The organism is Pseudomonas sp. S2_C11 (assembly GCF_054668395.1).
The window spans coordinates 983,868-1,000,179 of sequence record NZ_CP162765.1 but is presented as its reverse complement, the minus strand read 5'-3'; the positions used below and the strand labels follow the sequence as shown (position 1 = coordinate 1,000,179).

Sequence of the window (16,312 nt, the reverse complement as noted above, 5' to 3'; positions counted from 1 at the left end):
ATTTAGGTTGGACACAAAATGTGTGAACACCACTGAACCTGTGGGAGCGAGCCTGCTCGCGAATGGGCGCTACGCCATTTTCACGCCAGGCGTCAGAGCCGATGGCAACACCAGGCTCGGGGTTTCCAGCGACGCCACCGGGTACGCGCAGTAGTCCGCTGCGTAATAGGCGCTGGCACGGTGGTTGCCCGAGGCGCCGACACCGCCGAATGGCGCGCTGCTCGCGGCACCAGTCAGTTGTTTGTTCCAGTTGACGATGCCGGCGCGGCTTTCCAGCCAGAACTGCTGGTAACGCGCTTCGGAATCGGAGAGCAAACCGGCGGCCAGTCCATAAGCGGTGTTGTTGGCTTCAGTGATCGCCGCGCCGAAATCGGCATAGCGGATCACTTGCAGCAGCGGCCCGAACAGTTCTTCGTCCGGACGCTCAGCCACGGCCGTCACATCGACAATGCCCGGGGTCAGCAAAGCCGACTGCGCCTGTGGCTGAGTCATTTCCAGCAGCGCCACCGCGCCGTTGGCCAGCAATTGCTCTTGCGCATCCATCAGCGCTTTCGCCGCGCCGAGGGAAATCACCGAGCCCATGAACGGCGCCGGTTGCTGATCGAAGGCACCGACTTCAATGGTCGAACTGACTTCAACCAGACGCTTGAGCAGGCTGTCGCCCCACGCGCCTTGCGGCACCAGCAGACGCCGGGCGCAAGTGCAGCGCTGGCCGGCGGAAATGAATGCCGACTGAATGATGGTGTACACCGCCGCGTCCAGATCAGCGACCTGATCGACCACCAGCGGGTTGTTGCCGCCCATCTCCAGGGCGAGGATCTTGTCCGGACGCCCGGCGAATTGCTGGTGCAGGTGATTGCCGGTGCGGCTCGAACCGGTGAAGAACAGACCGTCGATGCCCGGATTCGCCGCCAGCGCGATACCGGTTTCCCGCGCGCCCTGCAGCAGGTTCAACACGCCTGCCGGCAGGCCGGCTTCGATCCAGCACTTGACCGTCAACTCGGCGACTTTCGGCGTCAGTTCGCTGGGCTTGAACAGCACGCTGTTACCGGCCAGCAGCGCCGGGACGATATGACCGTTAGGCAGGTGACCGGGGAAGTTGTAAGGACCAAACACCGCAACCACGCCGTGCGGCTTGTGGCGCAACACGGCGGTGGCGTCGCCCAATGGGCCGCTCTTCTCGCCGGTGCGCTCGCGGTAGCTCTGCACCGAAATCGCGATCTTGTTGACCATGCTGGTGACTTCGGTCGCAGCTTCCCACAGCGGTTTGCCGGTTTCTTCGCCGATTGTGCGAGCCAGTTCGTCAGCGTGGTTTTTCAACGCAGCGGCGAAAGCTTCGAGGACGCTGATGCGCTCTTCGAGCGTACGGCGCGCCCAGCCGGGAAAGGCCTGACGAGCGGCCTGCACCGCCGATTCGACCTGCGCGACAGTGGCGCCCTCGCCCGCCCACAGCACTTGCTGGGTCACCGGGTTCAGCGATTGAAAGGCCTCGCCCTGACCGGCCAGCCACTCACCTGCGATGTATAGCGAATTCATTATTTCGACTCCCGTGCAGCGGACAACGCCACGGCGCGAACCTGATCGCCGGCGCTGAGTTGAAGACGTTTCGCGGTCTGCGGATCGACCACCAGGGTGCCCGCAGCCAGGCGCGCTGGTGCAGCCGTGATGCGGCAATCCTCGCGCTTGCGGTTGTGGATGATGAACGGCGTGGCGTCATCGCCCGGCGTGCCGACGGCCAGCACCAGCGCTTCGCTGTCACGCACCGCGCGGATCTTGCTGGTTTCGCATTCGATGGCCGGCCCGGCGTCGAAGATGTCGACGTAACCCTGATAGCTGAAGCCTTCGCTCTTGAGCATGGCCAGTGCCGGCTCGGTGTCCGGGTGCACCTGGCCGATGACGTTGCGCGCGTCCGGCGAAAGGAAGCAGGTGTACAGCGGGAATTTCGGCATCAGTTCGGCGATGAACGCCTTGTTGCCGACGCCGGTCAGGTAATCGGCCTGGCTGAATTCCATCTTGAAGAAGTGCCGGCCGAGGCTTTCCCAGAACGGCGAGCGCCCGGCGTCATCGGACACGCCACGCATTTCGGCGATGATCTTGTTACCGAACAGCTCCGGGAACTCAGCGATGAACAGCATGCGCGCCTTGGATAGCATCCGGCCGTTCAAGCCGTTGCGATAATCGGCGTGCAGGAACAGCGAGCACAGCTCGGAATTGCCGGTCAGGTCGTTGGCCAGAAACAGCGTCGGGATTTCGCGGTAGATGTTCAGCTCTTGCGAAGCGCTGACCGTCAGACCGACGCGGAAGTTGTACCAGGGCTCACGCAGGCCGACCGCGCCGGCGATGGCGGAAATCCCCACCACGCGGCCGTCATCGTCTTCGAGCACGAACAGATAGTCCGCATCGCCACGCCCGGCTTCGCCGCGAAAGGTCTTCTCGGCCCAGCCGACCCGGTGGGTCAGGCGCTCTTCGTTGGCCGGCAATGTGGTCAGGCCGGTGCCGGTGCTGCGGGCCAGGTCGATCAGCGCGGATAAATCGCTGCTGCGTACGGGACGAACAATCATGCTATCTCCTCAAACGGGCCGCTCGCGCCACCCGTGAAACTCGCTAAGGCGTTAAACCGCCACCAGGCGCACGCTGGCACCTTCACCGACGCCCAGGGCTTCGGCCGCTTCCATATCCAGCGTCACCGGTTTGCCCGGCGCGTAATCCAGCTCGAGCAACACCGCGCGGTAATCCTGCAACTGCGCATTGGCCACCAGGTACTGACGTCCGGCACCTTTGACCGGCTCGCCGATCTTCACCGGCACCACGCGACTCTGGGCGATCGAACGGATCCCGGAAACCCGTGCATGCAGGGTCGGGCCGCCGTCGAAGATGTCGATGTAGTGATCGGTTTCGAAGCCTTCGCGCATCAGGATGTCGAAGGTGATCTGCGCACGCGGGTGCACCTGGCCCATCGCCTCTTGGGCGGAGTCCGGCAGCAGCGGCACGTAGATCGGGTAATGCGGCATCAGCTCGGCGAGGAAGGTGCGGCTTTTCAGCCCGCACAGGCGCTCGGCCTCGGCGTAGTTGAGGTCGAAGAAGTTACGCCCGATCGCATCCCAGAACGGCGAGTCGCCATTCTCGTCGCTGTAACCGACGATCTCGGTCACCACCGAATCGGCAAAACGCTCTGGATGGCTGGCGACGAACAGCAGACGGCCACGGGAATTGAGCTCGGCCCACGGCGATCCGACCAGCTCGCGCTGCACATAGAAACTGGTCAGCAAGCTGTTGCCGGTCAGGTCGTGGCACTGCGAGAGCACGTGGATCTTGTTGTGGATCTTCAGCTCGCGGGAGGCGTGGACGAAGGTCTCGTTACGGAAGCTGTAGAACGGCTCCGAATAACCGGCGGAAGCGACGATGGCCGAGCAGCCGACCAGTTTGCCGGTGCTCGAGTCTTCGAGGACAAAGAAGTAACTCTCTTCACCGTTGAAGCTCACTTCGGCGGCGAACGAAGCTTCGCTCGCGGCGATCTTGTCGCTCAGACGTTCCACGTCATCCGGCAAGGAAGTGACACCAATCGGGCTGTCCGCAGCCAGACGCTGTACCTCGCCCAGATCAGCCATTTGCGCGGGGCGCATCACCAGCATGGTGTCACTCCTTTCTCTTCAATATTCACAGAAAAAACCGGGCCCACATAAAGATCGATGCAGGAATGGGACTTGTGGCGAGGGGATTTATCCCCGCTGGGGGGCGAAGCACCCCCAAAAACTGGGGCCGCTGCGCAGCCCATCGGGGATAAATCCCCTCACCACAGGTTCAATCCAACAGGTGAATGTGCCCGGTATCAAAAATTGGTTCGGCGCCGGAAAAACTCCAGGCGCCGAAAGGTCCATCAGGCTTGCGTCAACTTCGCCGCAGCACGTTCGAAGCGGTCGAGACCGGCATCGATATCGGCATCTTCCACCACCAGGCTCGGGGCGAAACGGATTACGTCCGGGCCTGCCTGGAGAATCATCAGGCCTTCCTGTTCGGCGGCGTTGAAGATGTCCTTGGCCTTGCCTTTCCACGCTTCGCTCAGCACGCAACCGATCAGCAGACCGAGACCACGCACCTGAGTGAACAGGCCGTATTTCTCGCCGATCTGTTGCAGGCGGGTCTTGAACTTGTCGTGCTTGGCGTTCACGCCGTTCAGCACCTCAGGGGTGTTGACCACGTCGATCACCGCTTCGGCGACGGCGCAGGCCAGCGGGTTGCCGCCGTAAGTGGTGCCGTGGGTGCCGACGACCAGATGTTTGGCCAGCGCTTCGGTGGTCATCATTGCCGCGATCGGGAAACCACCGCCCAGGCTCTTGGCGCTGGTGAGGATGTCCGGGGTCACGCCGTAATGCTGGTAGGCGAACAGCTTGCCGCTGCGGCCCATGCCGGTCTGCACTTCGTCGAACACCAGCAGCGCGTTGTTCGCATCGCAGAGTTCGCGGGCACCTTGCAGGTAAGCCAGCTCGGCCGGCAGCACGCCGCCCTCGCCCTGGATCGGCTCGAGCACGACCGCGCAGGTCTTCTCGGACACCGCGGCTTTCAGCGCGGCCAGATCGTTGTAGGGAACGTGGGTGATGCCAGTGATTTTCGGGCCGAAACCGTCGGAGTACTTCGACTGGCCACCGACGTTGACGGTGAACAGGGTACGGCCGTGGAAGCTGTTCAGCGCGGCGATGATTTCGTATTTCTCGGTGCCGAAACGGTCGAATGCGACGCGACGGGCCAGCTTGAACGCGGCCTCGTTGGCTTCGGCGCCGGAGTTGCAGAAGAACACGCGCTCGGCAAACGTGGCGTCGATCAGCTTGTGCGCCAGACGCAGGGCCGGTTCGTTGGTGAACACGTTGGACACGTGCCACAGCTTGTTCGCCTGTTCGGTCAACGCGCCGACCAGCGCCGGATGCGCATGGCCCAAAACGTTGACGGCAATCCCGCCGGCGAAGTCGATCAGCTCGCGGCCGGCCTGATCCCAGACCCGGGAACCGGCGCCACGCACCGGAATGAAAGCGGCAGGCGCGTAGTTGGGAACCATTACCTGGTCGAAATCGGCGCGTTGTACCGCAGCGTGCTCAACGGACATCGGAGTCTCCTGAAGAGGAACACCCGCCTGGAACTGGCGAGCGATGAGGGGATTGTAAGGACAGTTGGGTGCCCGGCCTTGTCGCCAAGCGACAACTTCTTATAGCGCAAACCCCGGATTTTCCCGGGTTTACGGCAATGCGACATATAGCGTCGCAAAGGCGCAGTTTACCGGGCGCGGCCGATTTGCGGCAGGCCGCGCAGGATACCAAGTCAGCCCCCACGGCAGAGACATAAATATCTACCGCACGGTGGTCGCTTGCCGCTGATTTGCTGAGGGTTCTTCCCAACGCCAAGGAATGGCCATGCATTTGTCTGAAGCACCCCCATCGGCAACCCCGGATGCCGCACATGACGCGCAACATGCGGACGAGCATTACCAACCACTGAAAAACGCGATTCCGGCCTGGCTGGGCGACACCTCAGCCACGCGGCGCGAAGCGCTGAAGAACAGCGTCCCGCAACAGCCGGCCGCGCTCCAGGTCGCGCCAGCCGAACAGCATGCGTTGATGAAAAGTCTTGGGGCGGCGCATATCACCGCGCAGAGCCGGGTCGACAAAAGCCTTGAGCACTTGCAGGACGCTGCGGCCTTCGCCGAGCCCCTGCTCAAGGCCGAGCTGAAAAGCTGCTTCGATCTGGAACTGGATGTCAGAAACACCTACGTGCGCCTGTACATTCCCGCCACCACCCCGTGGTTTCCGATCCGCACCGGCGCCCGCGCCTGGTCCGTGTCACTGCTTGAGGCGGCGCTGCATAACTTCGAAGAAAGGGAAACCGAAGACGACGCCTTCGAAGCCGAGTCGACATTCACTAGCGCACCTTCGGCTACAGGACAGTTTGAAACCCTGCCCGAGATCAAGGCGAAACTGAGCATTTCCGCTTTCACAAAACTGTGCCGTCGACTGGATATCGGCGCGAAATACAAAGCCAGTCTGGAAGACAATCTGGGCTACTCCGATCCGATGGTCGCGTCGGTCTTGCGCGGCAAGATCGACGCCAGCCAGAAGGCCGCGATGAAATCGGCCCTGCAATGGGCGCGGATGAACCGCGACGTGTCGGAAAACGCGGTACGCCTGATCGAAGCCATGCTCGACGGTGTGAAAGGCCTGCATGTGCACGGCGCCCCGCTGCTGTGTCATGACATGACGATGCTTTGCGCACCGCTCACCGGCATCGTGGTATTCGCCCCGGACCTGTACATGACACGCAATGCAGCGCGCGTCGTCGCCTACGTCCCGGATGACCCCGAACATCCGTTCAAGGAGTACGCCTCGCCATTGGAAATGGTCGTGGAGCTGACGCGCCAGTTGCGCGCCAGGGACTATCAGCAATTCTTCAGCCGCTTCGTCAACCACGACCAGCGCGGTTTCTTCTTCAGCACCCTCAACAGCCGGCTGAGTGAAATCCGCTGGCACCCGCACGAACCCGGCGACCCTCGGCCGGCATGGCGCGAAGCCGCAGTGGAGCGGCCCGATCTGCAGACTGCGCTGACGCCGTTTTACGACGATGTGTGGCAACACCTGTACCAGGCAAAACTGAACAAGATTTTCAATGACGCCCGAACCATTGCCGTACCGACTGCCCTGGTTGATCAAAGGGCGCGCTGGGCGTTCTGGGATTCGCTGGTCAACATCCTCTCTTCCATCGCCCAGACCGCCGCAATGATCGTCGCGCCGTTCGTGCCGGTGCTCGGTGAAGCGATGATGGCGTACATGGCCTATCAGATGCTCGATGAAGTATTCGAAGGCATTGTCGAGTGGGCGCAGGGGCGCACGACCGAGGCGGTCGAACACCTGATGGGAACCGTGGAATCGATGATCCAGTTGGGCATGTTCGCCGTCGGCGGTGCGATTGGCGCGGCCGAGTTTCGCAAAGTATTGCCCAAGGAAATCGTGTCGTTCATCGACCGCTTCAAACCGGTACAACTGGCCAATGGTGACATCCGCTACTGGCAACCGGATCTCGAACGCTACAAACATCCGCAGCGCCCGACTGCCGATTCGCAACCCGATGCCCTGGGTTTGCATGCGCATGAGGACAAGCGCCTGCTGCCCCTGGAGGATGCGCACTTTGCAGTCACGGAAAGTCAGGTGCCGGGGCAGTACCGCATCGAACATCCGAGTCGCCCCGACGCATACCAACCGGTGCTGCGCCACAATGGCGAAGGTGCCTGGCACACTGAACTGGAGCAACCGCTGGAATGGGATGGCGCAACCGCGCTGCGCCGTATCGGCCCTGCGGTCGAGAGCTTGTCCGCGAGCGAGCGCGAAACCGTGCTGCAGATCAGCGGAACCAGCGAAGACGCGTTGCGCAAAATGCATGTCGAGCAGGAAAGCGTTCCGCCTCTGCTGGGCGACAGCATCCAGCGCTTCAAGATTGATCAGCAGTTGCAACGCTTCATCGACCAGCTCGACAGCGCTGACGCTGAAGTTTTCTTGCGCGCCGACCCGGCCATGCAACTGGAGGTGCTCAGCGAATACGGCCGCTGGCCAGGCGACCAGTGCCTGCGTCTGCTCGATCGCCAAGGCGAGCAACTGTGGCAATCGTCTGCCGACACAAGCCTGCCGGTAATCGAACTACGCCACGACACGCTGGCCGGTGGCGACGTGCTCAAAACCCTGCTCCAAGCCCTCGACGAGACGCAGATCAAAACCTTGCTGGACGAGCCCTTCGCGGGACCGACGCCGTCCATCGAGGTCCGCAGCCACAACCTGCGCAAACAAGTGGCCGACCTCGCCAGACGCAACACCAGCGCGCTGTTCGAGTCGCGCTATCAAGCCCTCCAGCACCTCGACGACCCGCTGGCTGCACGACTCAAGATTCACCCTCCGCAATTGCCGGCCAGCATTACCCGCGAACTGCTCGATACCGCGACCGGCAGCGAACTGTTGCAGATCAGCGAAGGACGATTGCCCCCGCGCCAGCAGGCACTCATGCAGATGGCCAGTGACGAGGTGCGCCTTACCCGCGCGTATGAAGGCCTTGAGCTGGCCTCGGTGAGCAATCACGACTCTGATTCTCTGGCGCTGCACAGCCTCAAATTGTTGCCGGGCTGGAGCGGCGATGTACGCATCGAAATCCGCGACGGGCGCTACGAGGGCCGGTTACTGGACACGATCGGCCGTGACGATGCGCCCGAATACAAGGTGCTGGTTCGCCGCGACGATGGCCAATACCAACCTTATGACGATCGTGGGCAGCAGCTGCATTCGTTCGCTGATTTCTATTCCAGCCTGTTGTACGCATTGCCCGACAGCGAGCGCCAGAGCCTGGACATGCGGATCGGCCAGGGTCAGGCGCTGAAGGCGGCCATTCGTGAACGCACGCTCGAGCGCAACGAGTGGCGTCAGGTGATTGCCGATACGCCGTCCCGAGCGCCGGCTGTCGACACCCTGCGCCTGCTCGGTACCGACGGTTACGCCCATGCTCCGCGTCCGCCACGCCCCGCTTACCAGCCGCACACCCTCGAAGAAGACATCCGGGTGCTCTATCCACGCATGTCGAACCATGAAGTGCGCTTCCTCGCCGAAAGCATGCGAAGCAGTCCCGCAGGCCCGCGCGCCGAAATGCTTCGTTTGCAAAATGACTACCTGCAATTGCAGAACGAACTGCATGTCTGGGCCAACAATCCGCCCGCCGTGCACCCGGAAACCGGCACGGCGCTCACCTCGCTGGAGAAGCGCGCCGAAATCCAGAATCGCAGGCTGCTACGGGAGCAATTGCTCAAAGCCTGGAGACGGGAGCACGTCACGGGTATCAACCACCAGGGCTTTGCCGCCGGATACGCCTTGCGCCTTACACCTGCGGTGATGGGCGACTTGCCCGTGTTGTCAGCAGACTTCAGTCATATCACCTCGCTCGCCATTGATGGCAGCCCGATGACCACCTCCGTCGACAGCTTTCTGCAGTCCTTCAGCCAGTTGCAGAATATCGATGCGCGCAATCTCAATCTGTCGAGCCTGCCGCAAGCACTGACTTCGATGCGCTCGCTGCGCGAATTGCGCTTACGCAATTGTCGGATCAGTCTGACGACGGTCACAGAGTCAGTGCTCGCGGCCATGCCGCAGCTCACCCTGCTCGATCTGCAAGGCAATGCGCTGGGCCTGCCTCCGGACCTGCACACACTGCCTTCATTGCGCTACGTGAACCTGTCGGATACCGGCATTCACACGGTGCCCGACGATCTGCTGGATCATCCGCGCCTGATTTCGGCGCAATTCGATCGCAACCGCATCACGCGGATACCGGACAGTTTTTTCAACCTGGCAAGCTCCCTCAGCGATGGTTATACCTTCGCCGATAACCCGTTGACGGCGGCTTCCCGCGAGCGGGTAAAAGTGTTCTACGAGCACACCGGAAGGCACTTCGGCGTCCGGCCCGTGCAGGAGGATCTGCAACGCACCATCGCCTTGTTTCCATCCCTCGACACGGAAGGCGCAACACAGGTGTTGTACCGATTGCCCGGGCCATTGGCGGAGTGCGGCGCACAGTTGTCCCGCTGGGAAAATGAACTCGGCGTGCTGAATCTCGAACTCAGTCAATGGATCAACCAGGCCACCGTGACCGCCTCTGAGTCGGGGGAACGTCTTCCCCTCGAGGCACAGGCCCGCGAACTGGAGGCCCGGCGATCCTTTGCGCAACAGATCGAGCAATTCTGGCGCAGCCCGCCCCTGTACCCGCGCCTTGAAGAACTCAGGGCAACGGCGACGTTCAGTGGGGATATGCCGATACTCAGCGCCGGTCTCGAGCGCGCGACGCGGCTGAACCTCACCGGCACCGCCAATAGCACCGCCGCCCTGCGCTTCGTGGAGTGCTTCCCCAACCTTGCCAAGCTGAAAATGAACGGTTTCGAACTGGGACCGCTTGCGCTGGGCGAAGCAAAACTGCCTCAACTGAGCGATCTGGAGCTGAAAAATTGTGGCGTGGTCATGACCCCGGAAAATCAGGCTGCGCTGCTGTCACTTGGCAGCCTCGACTCACTGGACCTGAGCGACAATCCGTTGGGTACGTTCCCCGACCTGAATTTGTTGCCCGAATTGATCTATCTCGATCTGTCCAACTGCGGGCTGACCGTCGTTCCCGAAGGACTGGCCAGCCATCCGGGGTTGCGAACCGCAGTGCTCGCAGGCAACCGCATCACGCAACTGCCCGAGGCGCTGTTCGACCTCCCCGCCGAGCGCAGTGACGGCATTGACCTTGCCGACAACCCGCTATCGGCCGCCACCCGCAACCAGATCAAAAACTACTACCGCCTCCATCGCAACGACTTCGACGTACTGGCGGCCGAGCCGGACGTGAGCCTCGCCCGGCAGTTGTTTCCCGGTTTGAACAAGCAAGAGGCCAGCGAGATGATTTACGACTTGCCCGGCGACCTGGCCGACGGTCGCCAACAGCTGCTTCGCTGGCAAGCAGAACAGCAACAGATGCGCGATGACCTGACCCGCTGGGCCTTGGCAACGCCGTCTGCGCACCCGGTTACGCGTCAAGCCTTGAGCGCAAGCGAGCGTTTGGCGCAACGATCCGCACGCTCGGACTTCAAGCAATTGATAAAGGATTTCTGGGGCGAAAGATCGATGGGTACCGGCAGGCGCACGACTTCTTTCGCGGCAGACCTCAAGTTCCTCGGCGAAATGCCGCGCCTGACGGTCAACTTCGATCACGTTACCAGCCTCAAGCTGGCGGGCAACGTGACGATCGCGGGACTCGAGCCGTTCGCTGCCTTGTTCCCGAATCTTCAGATGCTGGAACTGAAAGCTTTCACACTCTATGACATCCCTTCATTCGTCAGCCGTCTGCACTATCTCAAAGAGCTCAAACTCAATGACTGCGCGCTGACGCTTACCCCTGCCGGGCAGCAGGTACTTGGCGCGCTGCCCGAGTTGCGGTTGCTCGATCTGAGCCATAACCCACTGACAAACGCGCCAGACCTGACAATCCTGCCCAAGGTGACGAACTTCTCACTCGGCCATAGCGAACTGACGAGCGTGCCGAAGGGCATCGCCGAGCATCCGCTAATGCGAGAGCTCCATCTCAATAACAACCAGATAACCGTGCTGCCCGACGCTGTCTTCAGTTTGCATCCCGAGCGGGCCGACAGCGTCTATCTGAACGACAATCCTCTGTCCATGAATGCCCGCGACCGCATTAAGCTCTACTACGCCAATCACGGGCGCAACTTCCGGATCAAGCCGCCATCGGCTGACATTGCCATGGCGCAGAGACTGTTCCCGCGACTGGGCGAAAACGCTGCGATCAACATGATTTATCGCCTGCCCGGGACATTACAGACCGGCACGGCGCAACTGATCAGATGGGAGGCGGAAATCGCCCGCATGACCAGTGATCTCAACACATGGAGCGCGCGCTTGCCGGTCAACAACCCTTCGACAGAGCTGCCCTGGACTGCGCCGGAAAGATTTGCAGAACTCGCCGCCAGACAAAGATTCAGCAGCGACCTTGAGAAACTCTGGCGCGGTCGGCAAAACGAAAACTCAGCCCTGCGGTTCAATACTTTCGAAGCCGATGCGACATTCACCGGCGAATTGCCGGAACTGACCGCTGACTTCAGCCACATCACGCATCTCAACCTTCAGGGCAATCCGGGGCTGAACATTCCCGATGGTTTTTTCCGAAGCTTCAGCGGGCTGCGCGGACTGGAACTGCAGGATTTCGCCTTGGGCCGGATACCCCAATCGCTGCCAAGCCTGCCGTTGCTTGAGAGATTGATGCTGAGCAAGTGCCAGATCACTCTGGATCCTGCCGGACAAGCGATCCTGTCCACGATGACCCGATTGAAATCTCTGGACTTGTATAGCAACCCTCTGCAGGTGACGCCCGATCTATCGACCCTGCAGAACCTGACGTTCATCGACCTGATCAACACCGGCATCGATAGTGTTCCCGCCGGGCTGGAACAGCTGCCGCACCTGGAAGTCGCGTTGCTGAGCGACAACAACATCAGCGAATTGCCGGCGCAACTGACGCAGTACTCCGATCGCGGTATTGAATTGGGCGGCAACCCGTTGTCGGTTGCTTCCAGAGAACGGATCAAGGCCGCATTTCAGGCCAAGGCTGACAACTTCGGTGTCTGGGTCCAACAGCAAGACATCGATCTGGCGCAAAGCCTTTATCCATCGCTGTTCGGCTTCGATGCCAACGATCTGGTCTACAAGCTTGCGGGCACGCTGGCCGATGGACGTGTTGAGCTGATGCGCCGCAAATCCGAGCTCACCAGCCTGCTCGAACGCCTGGATAGCTGGGCCAACGAGACTCCCAACGATACTCACACGCAGATGCCGCTTGCGACCGACGCGGCAGCCAGAGAAAGACTCAACCGCCAGCACTTCAGGCAAAACCTCGAAGACGACCTGCGCCGTGCCCCCTCGTTCCTGACAGGGCCAAGGGTCAGCTGCGAGTTGTCGTTTACCGGTGAGCTGCCGCCGCTGACCGCGCGTTTCGACCACATCGAACAATTGAAACTGACCACCACAGCGTCTGTTGCGCCTCGGATCGATCGTCTGCTGGAGCTGTTCCCGAAGCTCAAAGGCATCGACATCCGCAATTATCCGCTGGGCGAGATTCCCGTCCCGATTTTCGCCATGGAAAGGCTGCGCAGCCTGTATCTGCCGGGCTGTGAAATCACGCTGACTGCGCAGACCGCGCAAGCATTCGCAACGCTGAGAAACCTGAGTTCGGTGGACCTGAGCGACAATCCGCTCAACATCGCTCCGGATCTGAGTCATTTCCCGCAGATGACCGATGTGCGTCTGGGCAACTGTGCCTTGAGCAAGGTGCCTGACGGCCTGTTCGGACTGCCTCGATTGATGTACGCCGACTTGTCCGGAAACGCGATCACCGAGTTGCCGGGCGAGTTTCCTTTACAGCCCGGCGACGTGCTGACCGAATACGACTTCAGCGACAACCCGCTGACTGCCGAAAGTTTGCAGCGCCTGCAGCGGTATGAGGCGGCGTATCAATTGCGCCTGCTGGAGCAACAGTCGAGCAACGACACCGCGTATCAGACGATTGAGGATTTCCATGACTTCTCCGGCGGCATGGAAACCGATTGAGGGTCGATCCGCGCTCAGCCACGCTCCGGCGGCACTGACGACAATTCGAACGGGCTGCTGCTGCGCCGCTGGTTGCGATCTTCGCGCGGCGTGGCACCGAAGAAGTTGCGATAGGCGCTGGAGAAATGCGGCCCCGAGGAGAAGCCGCACGAGAGGCCGATCTGGATGATCGACTTGCTGGTCTGCATCAACATCTGCCGGGCCTTGTTCAGGCGCAGTTCCAGGTAGTACTGGCTCGGCACGCGGTTGAGGTATTGCTTGAAGATCCGCTCCAGCTGTCGACGGGATACGCACACGTGCTGGGCGATTTCGTCGGTGGTCAGCGGCTCTTCGATGTTGGCTTCCATCAGCAACACCGCTTGGGTGAGCTTCGGATGGCTGGAGCCGAGGCGATTCTGCAACGGGATGCGCTGACGCTCACCGCCCTCGCGGATGCGCTCAACGACCAGTTCTTCCGACACCGCACCGGCCAGTTCCGCGCCGTGATCGCGGGCCAGCACCGCCAGCAGCAGGTCGAGCACCGACATGCCACCGCAGGCGGTCAGACGATCGCGATCCCAGTCGAACAGATGACTGGTAGCGATGACTTTCGGGAAGCGCTCAGCGAAATCGTCCTGCCAGCGCCAGTGCACGGCGGCGCGATAACCGTCGAGCAAACCGAGCTGGGCCAGCGGATAGACACCGGCCGACAGACCACCGATCACGCAACCGGCACGCACCAGTTGCTTGAGCGCACTGCTCAGCGCCGGCGCCAGGGTGGTCGGCGGCTCGTCGGCGAGCAGGAACAGTTTCTGGAAATTCTCGAGCTTGCCGGCCCAGGGTTCGCCGGGCAATTGCCAGGCCCCTTCGGTCTGCGGCTCGGCCTGCAAGAACGACAGTTCGTAAACCACGTCCGGGTGCACCCGCTGCGCAACACGCAAGGCCTCCTCCGCCAGCGCCAGCGTCAACGCTTTAGTGCTGGGCCAAATCAGGAAACCAATTCGATGGGCAGTCATGGGCGGGCAATCCGAAACGAACAACGGTGATGATGGCATGGGCCAATGCTAGCCCGGAAATGAACACAAATCCTGAGTCCGACGCAGATCCATGCAGGAGCTGCCGAAGGCTGCGATCTTTTGATTTTAGAAAAACAAGATCAAAAGATCGCAGCCTCGTTGCACTCGGCAGCTCCTACAGGGGATCTGGGTCAGGCTTCAGGTCGCGAAGCATGACCTAATCTGGTGCACAACGGCAGCCCTGATTTATTTCAGGCTGCCCGACAGAAACTGCTGCAAGCGCTCCGACTGCGGGTTGACCAGCACTTCGCGCGGGTTGCCGCTTTCTTCGACGACGCCTTTGTGCAGGAACACCAACTGGTTCGACACTTCACGGGCGAAGCCCATTTCGTGGGTCACCACGACCATGGTGCGGCCTTCCTGCGCCAGCGCCTGCATGACTTTCAGCACGTCGCCGACCAGTTCCGGATCGAGGGCCGAGGTCGGTTCGTCGAACAGCATCACTTCCGGTTCCATCGCCAGCGCACGGGCGATCGCCACGCGCTGCTGTTCGCCGCCGGACATGTGCCCCGGGAACGCGTCTTTACGATGGGCCACGCCAACCTTGTTCAGGTAGTACTCGGCTTTTTCGCGCGCTTCGTACTTGGGTACGCCGAGCACGTGCACCGGTGCCTCCATGATGTTTTCAATCGCGGTCATGTGCGACCACAGATTGAAATGCTGGAACACCATCGACAGGCGCGAACGCATGCGTTGCAGCTGTTTTGGATCAGCGGCTTTCAGCGCGCCATCCTTGTTCGCCACCAGTTTCAGCTCTTCGTTGTTGAGCAGGATCTTGCCGGCGTGCGGCTGCTCGAGCAGGTTGATGCAACGCAGGAAAGTACTTTTGCCGGAGCCACTGGAGCCGATGATGCTGATCACATCGCCGGCGGCGGCTTTCAGGGACACGCCCTTGAGCACTTCGTGACTGCCATAGCGTTTATGCAGGTCTTGGACTTCAAGTTTGTACATGCGGTCGGTTCTCACAAAAACAGTCAGTCAGTCGTTGAGCAAGCGCCCGTGACGCAGCGCTTCGCGCCCCGCCACCTTGGCCAGCCAGAAACCGGGTTGGGCATAGCGCAGCCGTTCAATGGCAAACAGCACCCCGGACGTACCAGCACATACCGTGCTGACCCGATCGGACACAGGGTCGATCACTTGAAAAATCTCATCGCCCGCCTCGACCCATTCGCCAGGCCTGCGGGAAAAACTCACCACACCGGGGTGCGGTGCGAACAACAATTCGGTGCCTTCGAAGGGCATGCCTTCGCACGGTTCGAAGGCCGGGTCCGGCCACTCGCCGGTGATCAGACCTTGCTCGGCAAGGAACGCCAGAATGCCTTCAGCATAAGCCTCGGCTTCGACGCGGCCGGTGTCGGCCTGCCCGCCCAGCTCGATCGTCGTCGCCAGACACGCCAGCGGAATCTGCGCCTCGGGGAACTGCCGCGACAGGCGCAGCCAAGGCAACGAGCAGGCTTCATCGAAGGAGCTGCCGCCGGAATCTTCCGCGAGCAGACCAACCTTGACGTTCAGGTGCGCCGACAGCGAACGCCACTGCGGCCAGTGCTGCGGCAGCGCATACATGTGCAGCGCGGCTTCGGCATCGCAGTGCAGATCCAGCACCACATCGGCGGTGCAGGCGTGGCTGAGCAGCACACGTTGCATGCCTTGCAACTGGCTGCTCGCTTCAGGCAATCCGGCCAGGTGGTCGGCCATTGCCTGACGGATCAGGCGCACGTTGGCATGGGGATCATCACCGAGTTTTTCGCCCAGCGCCGCCGCGACCGGCGCGCTGAGCTCGACGAAATCACGATTGAAATTCTTGCCGCTGCCCGCCTCGAAACGGCCCTGGAAATTGCCTTGCAGCAATTGCCCGAGGCCGATCGGATTGGCCACCGGCACCAGCTCGATCACGCCGTTGAGCAAGCCTTGGGCTTCGAGTTCGCCGAGGCGCTTTTTCAGCTCCCAGGCGGTGCGCATGCCCGGCAGTTCATCGGCGTGCAGGCTGGCCTGGATGTAGGCCTTGCGCTCGCCCTCACCGAACCGGAAAACCGAAACCTTGCGCTCGCTGCCCAGGTGGCTCCACGGCAATACGTGGTCGATGCGTTGCAT

Annotated in this window: 8 protein-coding genes; 1 reads left to right on the top strand and 7 read right to left on the bottom strand. The window is 61.5% G+C overall.

Annotated features, from left to right (window positions below; genetic code table 11):
- Positions 1–69: 69 nt before the first annotated feature.
- The 4 genes from astD to AB4N48_RS04610 all read right to left on the bottom strand — a co-directional run bounded on the left by astD (position 70) and on the right by AB4N48_RS04610 (position 5,098).
- Entirely contained in the window at positions 70–1,539 is a 1,470-nt protein-coding gene (gene astD / locus AB4N48_RS04625; RefSeq protein ID WP_252880166.1) for a succinylglutamate-semialdehyde dehydrogenase, read from the bottom strand.
- The gene (gene astA, locus AB4N48_RS04620; protein WP_024014014.1) at positions 1,536–2,561 is read right to left on the bottom strand and encodes an arginine N-succinyltransferase; all 1,026 of its coding nucleotides are present in this window, start codon (positions 2,559–2,561) and stop codon (positions 1,536–1,538) included. Before astA ends, astD begins: the two co-directional genes overlap by 4 nt.
- Before the next feature lie 51 nt (positions 2,562–2,612).
- Complete coding sequence (aruF, locus tag AB4N48_RS04615) at positions 2,613–3,632, bottom strand: arginine/ornithine succinyltransferase subunit alpha (protein ID WP_024014015.1); 1,020 nt, start codon at positions 3,630–3,632, stop codon at positions 2,613–2,615.
- 245 nt (positions 3,633–3,877) lie between these two features.
- Complete coding sequence (locus AB4N48_RS04610) at positions 3,878–5,098, bottom strand: aspartate aminotransferase family protein (RefSeq protein ID WP_016773586.1); 1,221 nt, start codon at positions 5,096–5,098, stop codon at positions 3,878–3,880.
- 304 nt (positions 5,099–5,402) lie between these two features.
- Between AB4N48_RS04610 and AB4N48_RS04605 the strand changes: the two genes are divergently transcribed.
- Positions 5,403–13,166, top strand: a complete 7,764-nt coding sequence (locus AB4N48_RS04605; RefSeq protein ID WP_460094882.1) for a dermonecrotic toxin domain-containing protein — start codon at positions 5,403–5,405, stop codon at positions 13,164–13,166.
- Between the two features lie 14 nt (positions 13,167–13,180).
- Here AB4N48_RS04605 and argR read toward each other — a convergent pair whose 3' ends face one another.
- The 3 genes from argR to AB4N48_RS04590 all read right to left on the bottom strand — a co-directional run bounded on the left by argR (position 13,181) and on the right by AB4N48_RS04590 (position 16,312).
- Positions 13,181–14,161 carry a transcriptional regulator ArgR gene (argR, locus tag AB4N48_RS04600; protein ID WP_041479242.1) on the bottom strand — a complete coding sequence of 327 codons (981 nt, stop codon included), beginning with the start codon at positions 14,159–14,161 and terminating at the stop codon, positions 13,181–13,183.
- Between the two features lie 246 nt (positions 14,162–14,407).
- Complete coding sequence (locus tag AB4N48_RS04595) at positions 14,408–15,172, bottom strand: ABC transporter ATP-binding protein (RefSeq protein WP_007912705.1); 765 nt, start codon at positions 15,170–15,172, stop codon at positions 14,408–14,410.
- 27 nt (positions 15,173–15,199) lie between these two features.
- Positions 15,200–16,312 (bottom strand): succinylglutamate desuccinylase/aspartoacylase family protein, encoded by a 1,113-nt coding sequence (locus AB4N48_RS04590; RefSeq protein ID WP_056788052.1) that lies wholly within the window; start codon positions 16,310–16,312, stop codon positions 15,200–15,202.